The 12,970-nt window shown below is 66.8% G+C and carries 11 protein-coding genes; 2 read left to right on the plus strand and 9 right to left on the minus strand.

Annotation, left to right across the window (positions count from 1 at the left end; genetic code table 11):
- The first annotated feature begins 46 nt into the window (after positions 1-46).
- Together ACT3S2_RS02795 and ACT3S2_RS02800 are read left to right on the plus strand one after the other, a co-directional pair.
- Positions 47-796, plus strand: a complete 750-nt coding sequence (locus tag ACT3S2_RS02795; protein WP_444561180.1) for an ABC transporter ATP-binding protein — start codon at positions 47-49, stop codon at positions 794-796.
- Between the two features lies 1 nt (position 797).
- Positions 798-3,389: an ABC transporter permease gene (locus ACT3S2_RS02800; RefSeq protein WP_444561181.1), complete on the plus strand. Its 2,592-nt coding sequence runs from the start codon at positions 798-800 to the stop codon at positions 3,387-3,389.
- A gap of 102 nt (positions 3,390-3,491) precedes the next feature.
- Here ACT3S2_RS02800 and ACT3S2_RS02805 read toward each other — a convergent pair whose 3' ends face one another.
- From ACT3S2_RS02805 to ACT3S2_RS02845, 9 genes are all read right to left on the minus strand, one after another.
- Positions 3,492-4,442, minus strand: a complete 951-nt coding sequence (locus ACT3S2_RS02805) for a cytochrome b/b6 domain-containing protein (RefSeq protein WP_444561182.1) — start codon at positions 4,440-4,442, stop codon at positions 3,492-3,494.
- 14 nt (positions 4,443-4,456) lie between these two features.
- On the minus strand, positions 4,457-5,437 hold the full coding sequence (locus ACT3S2_RS02810; RefSeq protein WP_444561183.1) for an electron transfer flavoprotein subunit alpha/FixB family protein: 981 nt from the start codon (positions 5,435-5,437) through the stop codon (positions 4,457-4,459).
- A gap of 14 nt (positions 5,438-5,451) precedes the next feature.
- Positions 5,452-6,222: an electron transfer flavoprotein subunit beta/FixA family protein gene (locus ACT3S2_RS02815; RefSeq protein WP_444553471.1), complete on the minus strand. Its 771-nt coding sequence runs from the start codon at positions 6,220-6,222 to the stop codon at positions 5,452-5,454.
- On the minus strand, positions 6,219-7,139 hold the full coding sequence (locus ACT3S2_RS02820) for a MaoC/PaaZ C-terminal domain-containing protein (RefSeq protein ID WP_444561184.1): 921 nt from the start codon (positions 7,137-7,139) through the stop codon (positions 6,219-6,221). Before ACT3S2_RS02820 ends, ACT3S2_RS02815 begins: the two co-directional genes overlap by 4 nt.
- 107 nt (positions 7,140-7,246) lie before the next feature.
- On the minus strand, positions 7,247-8,749 hold the full coding sequence (locus ACT3S2_RS02825) for an MFS transporter (RefSeq protein WP_444561185.1): 1,503 nt from the start codon (positions 8,747-8,749) through the stop codon (positions 7,247-7,249).
- A 154-nt stretch (positions 8,750-8,903) separates the two neighbouring features.
- On the minus strand, positions 8,904-10,370 hold the full coding sequence (locus ACT3S2_RS02830) for an aldehyde dehydrogenase family protein (RefSeq protein ID WP_444553474.1): 1,467 nt from the start codon (positions 10,368-10,370) through the stop codon (positions 8,904-8,906).
- Between the two features lies 1 nt (position 10,371).
- Complete coding sequence (locus ACT3S2_RS02835) at positions 10,372-10,800, minus strand: Zn-ribbon domain-containing OB-fold protein (RefSeq protein ID WP_443411176.1); 429 nt, start codon at positions 10,798-10,800, stop codon at positions 10,372-10,374.
- A gap of 11 nt (positions 10,801-10,811) precedes the next feature.
- Positions 10,812-12,017, minus strand: a complete 1,206-nt coding sequence (locus tag ACT3S2_RS02840) for a thiolase family protein (protein ID WP_444561186.1) — start codon at positions 12,015-12,017, stop codon at positions 10,812-10,814.
- A gap of 98 nt (positions 12,018-12,115) precedes the next feature.
- Entirely contained in the window at positions 12,116-12,937 is an 822-nt protein-coding gene (locus ACT3S2_RS02845; RefSeq protein WP_444561187.1) for a VOC family protein, read from the minus strand.
- Positions 12,938-12,970 lie beyond the last annotated feature (33 nt).

The following is a 12,970-nucleotide window of genomic DNA, read 5'->3' on the forward strand; positions in this document are numbered from 1 at the left end:
CACCGGGTTGATCCGGCAGGGGCACCCGGGCCAATAGGTTTGGAGCATGACGATCACCAACACCCCCACCACCACCCAGGCAGTCTCCGCCCGCGGCCTCACCAAGGTCTACGGCAGCGGCAGCACAGCGGTCCACGCCCTGGCCGGCGTCGACATCGGCTTCACCGCCGGACGCTTCACCGCCATCATGGGCCCCTCCGGTTCCGGGAAGTCCACGCTCATGCATTGCCTGGCCGGACTGGATTCGGCCACCAGCGGTTCCATCACGATCGCCGGGCAGGAGATCACCTCGATGAACGACAACGAGCTGACCCGCCTGCGCCGCGAGAAGATCGGCTTCGTCTTCCAGTCCTTCAACCTGGTCCCGACCCTGGACGCGGAGCAGAACATCCTGCTGCCGCTCCAACTCGCCGGGAAGAAGCACGACGCCGCATGGCTCGCCACCGTCGTGGACACCCTGGGCCTCGGGGACCGGCTGGGCCACAAGCCGCATGAACTCTCCGGCGGACAGCAGCAGCGCGTCGCCGTCGCCCGCGCCCTACTCACCCGCCCCGCCGTCGTCTTCGGTGACGAACCCACCGGCAACCTCGATTCACGCACCGGTGCCGAAGTGCTCTCGCTGCTGCGCTCCTCGGTGCGCGAAATGGGCCAGACCATCATCATGGTCACCCATGACCCGGCCGCCGCCGGCTACGCCGACGAAGTCGTGCTGATGCGCGACGGCGAACTGGTCGGCCACCTTCCGGATCCGACGCCGGAAGCCGTGACCTCGGCACTGGCCGGTCTGGGGGCCTAGGATGTTTTCACTCGCCCTGGCCAACATCCGCATGTATTCGCGGCGTTTCATCGCCGTCACCCTGGCCGTGATGATCGGCACCGCCTTCCTGGCGGCCACCTTGATGGTCAACGCCTCCACCACCGCCTCGCTGGAACGCAGCATCGGCGAGGCCTACCAGAACGCCGATCTGGTCGCCGGCATCAGTCCCGATGAGACCGACGACAGCGTGGGACTGGGCCCCGAGCAGCTCACCGCGGTCCGCCAGGCCCCCGGCGTCGCCGCCGCGGAGGCCCAAAGCAGCGCCGGAGCCAGGATCGAAACCGGCTCGGGCGACTATAACGCCATCGTGCAATCCTATGGATCCGACGAACAGTTGCGCACCACCAAGCTGGACTCCGGTGCCGTTCCGGCCGGCCGCGAGGAAATCACGGTGGACGATCAGCATGCCAAGACCTACCACCTGAAGGTCGGCGACGAGGTCGGGATGTCCGGGTCCTCCGCGGACGGCTCCACGGTGGACTTCACGGCCCGGATCAGCGGGATCACGACCTCCAGCAACAGCCCTTTCATGGGGTCAAATCTGCAGGTGACCGTCTCCCCCCAGCGCTACTCCACCCTGATCGGCTCCGACCCGCAGTATCAATCCCTGCTCGTCCGACTGGATGATGGAACCGACCCGGCAGAGACCACCTCGGCCGTCACTGCCGCACTGAAGTCCGCGGGTGTCCCCCAGGCGTCGGTCATGACCGCGCAGGAACGCACCGTCGAAGACCTGGCAGGTTTCACCGGAGGCCAGGATCAGCTCACCGGGGTGCTGCTGGTCTTCGCATTGATCGCCCTGGTGGTCACCGGGCTGGTGGTCATGAACACCTTCGCGGTCCTGGTCGCCCAGCGCACCCGTGAACTCGCCCTGCTCCGAACCCTGGGTGCCCTGAGCTCCCAACTGCGCCGCTCGGTGCTGGTCGAGGCCCTGGTGGTGGGGCTGGTCTCCTCCGTCCTGGGCGTGCTGCTGGCCATCGGGGTCATGGCCGGGCTGGTCGGCTACGTCTCGACGCTGCCTTCGGCTTCCTTCGCCGTGTTGGCGGTGCCCCCGGGCGCGATCATCGCCGGTCTTCTCGCCGGCACCGTGATGACCCTCTTCGCCGCCTGGGCCCCGGCCCGCAAGGCGATGAGCGTGGCCCCCCTGGCCGCCCTGCGTCCTGCCGAGAACGCCACCGTGCACAACCGGGTGGGCAAGGTCCGTCTGGTCTTCGGGGCGCTCCTGCTGCTGGGTGGCGGAGGGTTGCTCATCGTCGGAGCGGTGCTGGGCCTGCTCCTGGTGGGTTTCGCCGGCGGCCTGTTCTCCTTCATCGGGGTACTGATGCTCGCCTCGCTCTTCCTGCCCGGTGCCGTCCGCGGCGTGGGACGGCTGATCGGTGGATCCTCGGTTCCGGCGAAGCTGGCGTCGTTGAACTCGGTGCGCAACCCCGGGCGCACCACCGCGACCGCAACGGCGCTGCTGATCGGCGTCACGCTGGTGTCGATGATGATGGTCGGCGCCCAGACCACCAAGCAGTCCTTCAACGACGAGCTGGCCCGCAACTACCTGGTCGATGTCACCGTCGCCTCCCCCGCCAGCTACGGTGAGGGCTTCGACGGCGGCGCCCAGCCCGGCCCCGATGCCGCGCCGGGGGTCGGCCAGCTCGGTACCGAACAAGCCAAGCTCGCCGCGGGGGTCGACTCGATCGAGGAGGTCGCACTGCTCAAACCCGTGGGGCGGAACGCCGCCGGGGAGCCGGTCTACGCCGCAACCGCCGAGCAACTGGCCCGGGTCCTCAAGGACCCGTCGCTGGTACCGGGCACCGGCGAAGTGTTGGTCGGCCAATCGACCACCAGTGACGACGTCGAGGTCACGGCGTTCGAGGGATCCACCGCCAGCTCCTTGGCGACCAAGCATTCCCAGTCGGAGATCTCGGCACCGCTGATGAGCCTGGAAACGGCACAGCAGCTCGATGGATACACCACCGGCGCTTCGGCGGCCCGTGCCGCGGCCGAGGCGGGACCCGATCAGGTGGGCGCCTATCCGCTGCTGTGGCTCAAAGCCGCCAACGGGCTGAGCACAGATCAGCTGCAGGAACTGAGCAGTACGTTGGCCGCCGAACTACACGTGCAGGACTACCAGGTCGCCGGTGGCGCCCTGGAGCGCTCGCTGTTCAACCAGGTCATCGACACGCTCTTGCTCGTGGTCTCCGGGTTGCTCGCCGTGGCGGTGTTCATTGCGCTGATCGGGGTGGCCAACACCCTGAGCCTGTCGGTGCTCGAACGCACCCGTGAGTCGGCCCTGCTGCGGGCCCTGGGGCTGACCCGGGGCCAGCTGCGCTCCATGCTGGCCCTGGAGGCGGTCTTGATTGCCGGGGTGGCCGCGGCACTGGGGATCGTGTTGGGTACCGCCTATGGCGCCCTGGGGGCCCAGTCGGCCCTGGGCGCCTTCACCGACGTGACGCTGTCATTGCCGTGGGCCCAGTTGGCGCTGGTCCTGGGGGTCTCCGTGGCCGCGGCGCTGGCCGCCTCGGTCCTGCCGTCCCGCCGGGCGGCCCTCCTCTCCCCCGTGGAGGGCCTGGCCACCGAATAGGCCCAGGACGGCCGGAAGCCCCGCCCCTCGTGCTATCGCCAGGAGCGGGGCTTCCGTTGTGTCGGATCCGGGTGGTCCGGCCTCGGACAAGCCGGGCCTTGCCTACTTCGAGACCTTGCCCATCAACCCGGCCACTGGACGCAGGAACAGGGGCCTGGCCAGGAGCCAGGCGGCGACCATGACGGCCAGCGAGGCAGCGAAGAATCCGAAGCCGAGCCATCCTGCCCCCTCCCTCGCGGCATACATGTGGTTGAGGTTGGCCAGCATCCCGGTGGAGAACACCAGCACCACGTGCACGATGACGAATCCGACGAAGAAGACCATCACCGGAAAATGGATCCTGCGGGCGAGTTCGATCGGGAAGGCCTTATCCAGCCTACGGTGGCCCTTGGGCCAGGCAGAGCTCATCCGCACGCCGGTGATCGCTGCGAGCGGAGCAGCGATGAACACGATGGCGAAATACGCCAACAGTTGCAGCGAGTTGTAGTTCACCCAGCCGTTCTCGATCGGCCAGTTCAACGAGGCATATTGCAAGGCGGCACTGAGCGCATTCGGGACCACGTCCCAACTCGTGGGAACTATCCTCATCCAGCCACCGGTGACGAAGAGCAACACCACGAAGACCAGCCCGTTGAGCAACCACAGCACGTCCAGGCTCAGGTGGAACCACAGGTCCAGGCTGATCTTGGTCGGCTTGTTCCGGGTCTTGAACAGTCCGGTGTTCCGGCGCGTCCAATGACCCGGGGGTCGGGCGGTGTTCCTCACCTGCCAGCCCGTACGGATGATCAGCACCAGGAAGAACGCGTTGAGGAAGTGCTGCCACCCCAGCCAGGCCGGTATCCCGACCGGGGCCCCGTCGGGAAGTTCGGACCGTCCGGGGTAGGTGAGCAGGAAGTCCTGCACCGGTTCCAACCCCCGGATCCACCGGGCCAGCACGACGACGACGGCCAGGGTCACCATGGCCACACCGATCCACAGCAGAATCGCCTTCACCCCGGTGGGATGCCTCCGGGTCCCGGGCTTTGTCCGGCCGGGCTCGGTCTTCAACGTCATCTCCGGTCCCCGCCCTAGACGCCCGCGCCGACGCCCGCGCGGTCGGCGAGGCCCTGCTGGAGCTGCGGAAGGATCGTGAACAGGTCACCGACGATGCCGAAATCGGCAATGTCGAAGATGGGGGCGTCCTCGTCCTCGTTGATGGCCACGATGCGTTGGGCGGTCTGCATGCCGGCGCGGTGCTGGATCGCCCCGGAGATGCCCACGGCCAGGTAGAGGTCCGGCGACACGCTGACACCTGTTTGGCCGACCTGGTGGTTCTGCGTGATGTAGCCGGCGTCGACGGCGGCCCGGGAAGCCCCCAGGCCGGCACCGAGGGCGTCGGCCAGCTGTCCCACCAGGGCGAAGTCCTCCTCCGAGCCCAGTCCCCGTCCACCGGAGACCACGATCTTCGCCGACGCCAGATCCGGGCGACCCGAGGTCGCCGGGGCGGGGTGGGTGGCCATGATGGCAGCTGCCGTGCTGGTCTCGACCTCCAGATCGAGGGTTTCGACCTTCGGGGTGTCGACGGGGGCAGGGGCGGCTTCTCCACTGGAGGAGACGGTCACCAGCGCAATGCCGGAGCCGACGGTGGACTCGGTGGAGTAGTTCCCTCCATAGACCGTATGCGTCGCGCGGACCCTGCCGTCCGCGGTGGTGACGTCGATGGCTTCAAGCATCACGGGGTTCCCCGTGCGGGCAGCCAGGCGGCCGATGGTCTCCCGGGCATCGGCCGTGGTGGAGGCCAGAACGGCGGCCGGTGCGTACCGGGTCACGGCCTCGGTGAGGGCGGCGACCGCGCCGGCGGCCACATGGCTGGTGGCTGCCGGGGTGTGGCCGATGAGGATCACGGGGGCGCCCCAGGCGGCGAGATCGGCACCGACCGTGGTCCCTGCAGGGGCGGCCACCACCGCGACCGGTTCGCCCAACCGGGCCGCCAGGGCCAGCAGATGGGCGGTATGGGGGCGCAGCGCGCCATTGGCCGCTATTTCACAGTTGACGAGAATCTTGCTCATGGTGTCCAGTCCCTTCAGATCAGGTGTTCGGCGCTGAGGTAGTCGATGAGTTCCGAGGCCGCCTGGCCCTCGTCGATGATCTTCGGCCCTGCGGTCCTGGCCGGACGTCTGCTCGAGGCGAGGACCAGGTTGCCGTCGTCGTGCGCGAGATCGGTAAGGCCAAGGGTGGCCGCGTCGCTCACGGTGACCGGCTTCCGTTTGGCGGTCATGATGCCCTTGAACTTGGGGAAGCGTGGTTCGGCGGCCCGTTCGGTGATCGAGACCACGGCGGGCAGGGGCGCGCTCACCGTCTCGGTGCCCTCGGCGGATTCGCGCTCGCCCGTGATCGATCCGCCGGTGAAATCAGCGGTGTTCAGCGGGCCGGCGAACGGGATCCCGAGCAGTTCGGCGATCATCGCCGGGACCACGCCGCCGCGGCCGTCGGTGGATTCGTTGCCGGCGAGGATGATGTCGTAGCCATCGTCCTGCAGCCCGGCGGCCAGTGCGCGGGCTGTGGTGAGGGCATCGGCACCGGCCAGCGTGTCGTCGTTGATGTGCCTGGCTGAGTCGGCTCCCATCTGGAGGGCCTTGCGCAGCGCATCACTGGCCTGGGCAGGACCCATCGTGACGGCCACCACCTCCACCGATTTATCGGCGTCCTTCTGGAGCAAGGCGATCTCGAGGGCGCGTTCGGTGATTTCGTCGGCAATGCGCTCGCTGGCGGCCCGGTCGACGTGGCCGGAGGCCGTCAGTTGTCTCTCGTCCCACGTGTCGGGGACCTGTTTGATCAGAACGGCAATCTTCATGGGGTTTCCTCCCTGCTGGTTTCCGGCGGAGCCGTGACTGCTCCCGCCGCGACGGTCCGGTCCGCTCCGAGGGATCGGTGGGTGTAGGTGCCGCGGTCCAGGACGACGGTGTCCCCGACGCGGACCTGGAACACGGCGCCGGTTTCGGTATGCCAGATGTTGGTCGTCAGTTCATCCCCGGGCACCACGGGGGAAACCAGGCGGACGCTGATGGCACCGAAGCGGTCGGGATCCGCATCGGCCACCTCCTCGAGCACGGCCACTCCGGCGAAGCCCATGGTGCACAACCCGTGCAGTATCGGCTTCTCGAAGCCCACCATGCGAGCCAGCTGCGGGTCGGAGTGCAACGGATTGCGATCCCCGTTCAGCCGGTAAAGCAGGGCCTGGTCCCGGGCAGTCCTGCGGGACACACTGATATCCGCCGGGCGGTCGGGGACGGCCCAGGTTTCCTTGGGTCCCGGATCCCCACCAAATCCGCCTTCGCCCCGGATGATCATGGTGGTGATGCTGGTCGCCACCGGTTCACGGGTCCGGGCATCCAAGAGCTCGGTGGTCAACTCGATCACCGCGTGCTTGCCCTTGTCGTGGACGGCAGTCATCCCGCTGACCGGGATCACGGTGCCCGCCGGCTCCAGGGTGCGGTGCAGGGTGATGGTCTGGCCGCCATGGAGGATCTGGGAGAGCTTGAAGTCCCCCAGCTCCTCCATCGAACCACCCGAACCGCCCAGGACGACGGCGAAGGTCGGCAGGACCTGCTGGTCGATGCCGCGGGAATTTTCTGTGGTGAACGCCAGGTTCTCCCCCGGGTTCGACGCCCCGGCTCCGACACTGAGCGCATAGAGCAACGCATCCCGGGACTCCCAGCTGTAGGGCTCTCCCTCAGTGGTCTTCCCGATGTTCTCGACGTTGATCGTCATGGGGTTCGCTCCTTCCACGGGGATCCCCCGTGCTGCTGTGGACACGCACCGGGACGGTGGTGCGGATCACGTACCTATAAATACTATAACCAGATTCTAGTTCTTGTCTATCTGTGATGTTCCGCCGGCACGGCCATGGCGTTCTTCCCGCGGCGCGCGCCCCTCTCGGCAGCCGTCTCGGGAACCCATTTCAGCGGATGGCGTTTGAGCATCAGCCCCAGTACGACCGACAGGACCGAGAAAGCCAGCACGAACAGGAAGGCTGCGCTGACGCCGGCCTGGTTGACCAAGGTCGTGCTGGGGTCCTGGTAGCTGGCCAGGATGTAGGCGCCGATGGCCGTCGCCGCCGACTGCCCGACGTTGCGCACCATGGTGTTGGTCCCCGCGGTTTCGGAGGTATTGGCCTCGGGAATGGCTTCGATGAGCACATTGGGCAGCGCGCCGAAGGTCAGCGAGATGCCGATGCCGTTGATCCCCTGGGCGATGATGAACATGGGGGCGTTGCCGAAGGACAACAGGATGATGGCCAAGGCCGCTGTCATCAACGTCAGCCCGCAGACGAAGACCGAGCGGGCACCGAACCGATAAGCCATCCGTCCGCCCAACGGGGAGAACGCGTAGCCCAGCAGCGCCGTGATGCAGCTGAGCACCCCGGCCGCCGTGGCGCTGAAACCCAGCCCGAACCCTTCACTCGTCGGATATTGCAGGACCATCTGCGTGGGCACTGCCAATCCACCGATCGGCCCGATGGCGGCACAGAGGGTGGCCGTCATGACCAGGGCGATCTGCCGGTTCTTGAACATCCGCAGATTCACGATCGGGGATTCCACGCGCAGTTCCCACCAGGCCCAGACCGCGGAGACGAGCAGGCCGGTGCCCATCAGACCGATGAACTGGGCCGAGGCGAATCCGGTTTTGGAACTGCCGGACAGGGCCAGCAGGACGGCACTGACGGCGATGGGCAGCAGCAGGGCCCCCAGATAGTCGGGTTTCTCCGTCGTGGGGGCGGTCGTGTCCCGGGGGATGACAATCAGGATGGTGACGATCGCGACGCCGGCCAGCACCGCGGCGAAGGCGAAAATCCCATGCCAGGAGAAGGCGTCGATCATGAATCCTGCAATGAAGGCACCGGCGGCGCCGGCGATCAGGGCCGAAGCCCCGATCATGGAGACACCCACCGGAACGCGTTCCTCCTCGAGGTGTTCCCGGGCCAGGCCGAAGGCCAGCCCCATGACCGCGCCGGCAGTGCCTTGAATGGCGCGGCCCAGGATGATCATCCCCAGGGTTCCGCCCAGCAGGGAGATCAGCGAGCCGACCCCGGCGATGGCCAGCACGATAAGCAGGACCTTACGCCGGCCGTAGAGGTCCCCGAAGCGTCCGCCCATCACCCCGGCGGAGGCGGAAACCAGCAGGTAGGCGGTCACCACCCAGGCGACGGTGTTGGCGTCGACCTGGAATTCGGTGATTAGCGTCGGAAGGGTGACGTACATCATCGACAGTTCGAAGGCCGAGACGATCTCCGCCAGGATCAGCACCACCACGACGGCGGCGAATCCCGGTTTCTTGAGTTGTTTGATCAGGGTGGCCTGGCGGCCAGCGGGTGCGGACATCGTTGTCCCAACCTTTCAGGTAAGCGGCGAAAGAAGCATGGTGCAAACATTCCGTGGGTCCGCAACCCGCTCCGGTCAGGAACGGTCACAGCCCACCGGTGGCCCCACGGCTTTGAGGGGGACCACCGGTTGTGACTCGTGGGTGGTGGCTGGATCAGCCGTTTCCGTAGGCGACGGATTTGGTCCAGAAGAACTCCTCCAGGCCTTCCACCCCGCCTTCGTTGCCGTTGCCGGAGTGCCCGATCCCGCCGAAGGGTCGTTCGGTGACCGCATTGGGGGCGCCGTTGACGATGACTTCGCCGGTCTCGAGCTCTTCGGTGATTCGGATCGCCCGGCGCGTATCCGCGGTCCACAGGTAGCCGGAGAGCCCGTAATCGGTCCCGTTGGCCAGTTGGACCGCCTCTGCTTCGTCGCTGAACCGCATCACTGCCAAGACGGGGCCGAAGACTTCCTTCTGGGCCAACTCGCTGGCGGGGTCGACGTCGTCCAGGATGGTCGGCAGATAGTAGAACCCCTCGGCTAGTTCCCCCTCACCTCGGGAGCCGCCCATGACGAGCCGGGCGCCCTCGTCCTGGGCCCGGCCGACCATGCCCTCGATCCTGTCGATCGCCGCCTGGTTGACCACCGGCCCGCAGATCGTTGTCGGATCCTGGGGATCTCCGATGCTGAAGGAGCCGGCGATGGCGGCGACCTTGGCCAGGAACTCGTCGTGGATGGAGTCCTGCACCAGCAGCCGGGTCGGCATGGCGCAACCCTGCCCGGTCATGATCGCGAAGGCCATGACCGCCGCCTGCTGGGCTGCGGCATCCAGATCGGCGTCCTCGAACACGATGTTCGCCGATTTGCCCCCCAGTTCCAGCAGGACCGGCTTGAAGGTCTGCGCGGCGGTGGCGGTGATCTTGCGCGCGGTCTCCGGGCCACCGGTGAAGGACACCTTCTTGACCAGCGGGTGTTCCACCAGGGCTGCGCCCGCGTCGGCTCCGCCGGTGACGACGTTGAAGACGCCGTCGGGGATGCCTGCCTCCTGGACCAGGTCGGCGAAGAGCATGACACCCAGGGGCGTCAGTTCGCTGGGTTTGACGACGACGGTGTTCCCGGCGGCCAGGGCCGCGGGGACCTTCATCGCCAGGGACATCAGCGGGGCGTTCCAGGTGATGATGGCCCCGATGACACCGTAGGGCTGACGCAGGGTGTGCCCGAAGACCCCGCCGGCACCGACAGTAGAGGAGATCCTGCCCAGCGGCAGCTTATCGGCCCATCCCCCGTAGTACCTGATCCAGCTCACGGCAGCATCCACCGAGAGCCGGGCGGTGGTCCTCGGGGTCCCGTTGTCGGCGATGCCGAGTTCGGTGAACTCATCGACGTGGGCTTCGATGAGCCCGGCGAGTTTGAGCAGGGCCCGTCCGCGCTCGGCGGCGGGCGTGGCTTTCCACGTGGCGAAGGCCAGATGGGCGGCCTGGACGGCCTCGTCGACCTCTGCCGGTCCGGCCATCGGGACGCGGGCATCCATCTGGCCGGTGGCCGGGTTCACGTGCTCGTGGACGCCCTGGGCGTGCGTGCGGATTTCGGAGCCGATGCGCAGCGTGACCGCTGGCAGGGCGTCGGTGGTTTCTGTGCTCATTTCATACCTCCGGTTCGTAGCGCAGCATGGTGATGTCGGATGCGGGGTAGTCGCAGAAGACCGGCTTGACGCGCATGCCGATCGTGAGGTCTGCGTGGTCGATGTTGATCAGTTCGGTGGAGAACTTCGGGCCCTCATCCCATTGCACGACGGCCAGGACCATGGGGCCCTCGGCCGCGAAATGTGGTGACACCGGCCGGGTGGTGATCGTGTAGGTGTAGAGGGTCCCGGTGCCGGGGATCTCCCGCCATTGAAGGTCGTCGGCCAGGGTGCGCGGGGCCAGCGGCCGGGGGTAGAAGACGTATTCGCCCAGTGACGGGGAGTACTGGATGCGGACCTTGTGTTCGGCCAGCGCATCCCAGAACGGCTGGGTCAGCGGGGTCGGGACGGGCATGGGCCGTTCGAAAACGGGTGCTGTATCTGTGCTCATGGTCAAAGCTCCTATTCGCCTTCGAGGATCAGTGCGGTTTGTTCGCTCATGATGCCGCCGTTCCCGGAGACAAACGCCCGGTTGCAGTCGTTGACCTGGGCTTCTCCCGAGCGGCCCATGATTTGTCGGACGCCGTCGATCACGTGGTGCATGCCTCCGGCGATGCCCGCCTGGCCGAAGGACAGCTGGCCACCGGCGGTGTTCATCGGGAAATCACCGCGGAAGGTCAGGTCGTGTTCGTTGACGAACTGCATTCCCTTGCCCTTCTCGGTGAAGCCTGCGTCCTCCAAGGACATGAGCACGGTGATGGAATAGCAGTCATAGATGGAGACCATGTCCATATCGCCCCGGCCCAGGCCCGCCATATCGAAGGCCTGGTCGGCGGCGTGGATCATCGGCGAATACATCAGATCGTGGGCGTAGGTCGGCGTCTTATAGGGCACGCGTTCCCAGAAGCCCTTGATCCAGGCCGGACGGTTCTTTGACTTTTTGGCCTGGTTCTTGTTGCCGATGACGACCGCGGCGCCGCCCTGGCACGGCATGACGATTTCGAGTTTATGCAGGGGATCGGCGACCATCGGCGACGCCAGCACGTCCTCGATGGTCAGTGGCTGGCCGTGGAAGATGGCATCCGGCGTGGAACAGGCGTTGGTGCGCTGGTCGACGGCGATCTTGGCCATCGCGCGTTCGTCGTAGCCGAATTCATGTCCATAGCGTTTGGCGATCTGGCCGTAGGGCCCGTTCTGGCCCAGATTGGCATACGGGATTTCGAACTCCGCCTGCGGGGATCCGTAGGCGTTGGAGGAGGCCCCGAAGAGCATGCTGTCATCGAGGACGAACGGCCGACGCTCGTGGGTGGGCACCTCGTGGGTCCCGGGGAAGGTGACCAGGACTGTTTCGCACAATCCCAGTTCGACGGCGGCGGCGGCACGCCAGACGGCGGCAGCGGAGCCGGCCCCACCCAGGTCCACTATTTCGGCGAAGTTGGCGTTGATGCCCAGATATTCGGTGATGGTGGAGGGGACGAACATGCTGGCTTCGCCGATGAGCGGGGTGACGATTCCGTCGACGTCCGTGGCATCCAGGCCTGCGTCGTCCAACGCCGCCTTGGACAGGCGCGCCCACTGTTCGAGGTTGAAGGTCTTATCGCGGGTCAGCTTGCGCTGTGGCGGCAGTTCGTGGAAACCGAGAATCGCGGCTTCTGCTTTCAGTCCCATGGTGTTCTCCTGAGATCGGGGATGGTTGGTTCGGTGACGCGCCGATGGTCCGGCGCCTGGCTGTGGTGGTCGATGGTGACAGCTGGCGACGGTGGGATCTAGCTGTCCGCCGACACCGTTGCGGAACGCAGTGCGGCAATGCGGATCCCGAGTTCGGGATGCCCGGTGCCCTCGCCCAGCTGCGCGGTCAGGTCTGTGGGGTAGTCTCCCGGCGGCCAGAAAGTCTCGGCTGGCAGGATGCCGATGGCGTCCACCCCGATGGCTGTTCCTTGGCTCAAGACCAGGTCGGCGCCCTCGTTCCAGCCGAAGCCCAGAACATCGCTCTGGCCGCGGGGTGCGGGACCGATGCCGAAGGTGCGGGCACCGAGAACGTCCACGAGGACGGTGCGGGCGAGAGGCAGGTCCTCGACGACCCCATGGATGAGCTGGACCCGCACCGGATCGGTGTTCTGCTCATCCCACGGGCAACCACCGGTGGAATGGGGCAGTTGCTCCGCCGACGCGTCGAGGATCGTTGTGCTCTGGACCAGTTGGGCCAAAAAGCCCAGCCCGGTGTCCCGAGGGTGGAGGAAGGCCTCCTGCCATCCGGGGTGCTGCAGGTTCACCAGGATCGGCTCGATCCCTGCCTCCTGCGCCGCGGCGATGGCCGAACGGATGTCGCCCACCTTGAAGGTCACATGGTGCGGGGCCGCTGAGCCCTCGTGCTGGTCAAGGAAACGCTGGATGAAGGAGTGTTCGGACCCGCTGGGTTCGAGTAGTTCCACCCGCATGTCGTCGACCACCGCCAACTGGCAGGGGTTGAAGGCTTCGGTGGTGAATCCTCCGCCCCACCGGGCACCCAGCTCGCGGTTCAGCACCGGGCCGGCGGGCGCCCAGGCGGGCACCGCGATGGCCAGATGATCCAATTCGTGGGCGCTCATGAGAGCACCCCAGTATCCGTGGCCGAAGCCGCA

It is taken from the genome of Arthrobacter sp. AOP36-A1-22, from assembly GCF_052377615.1.
Taxonomy (GTDB): Bacteria; Actinomycetota; Actinomycetes; order Actinomycetales; family Micrococcaceae; genus Arthrobacter_H.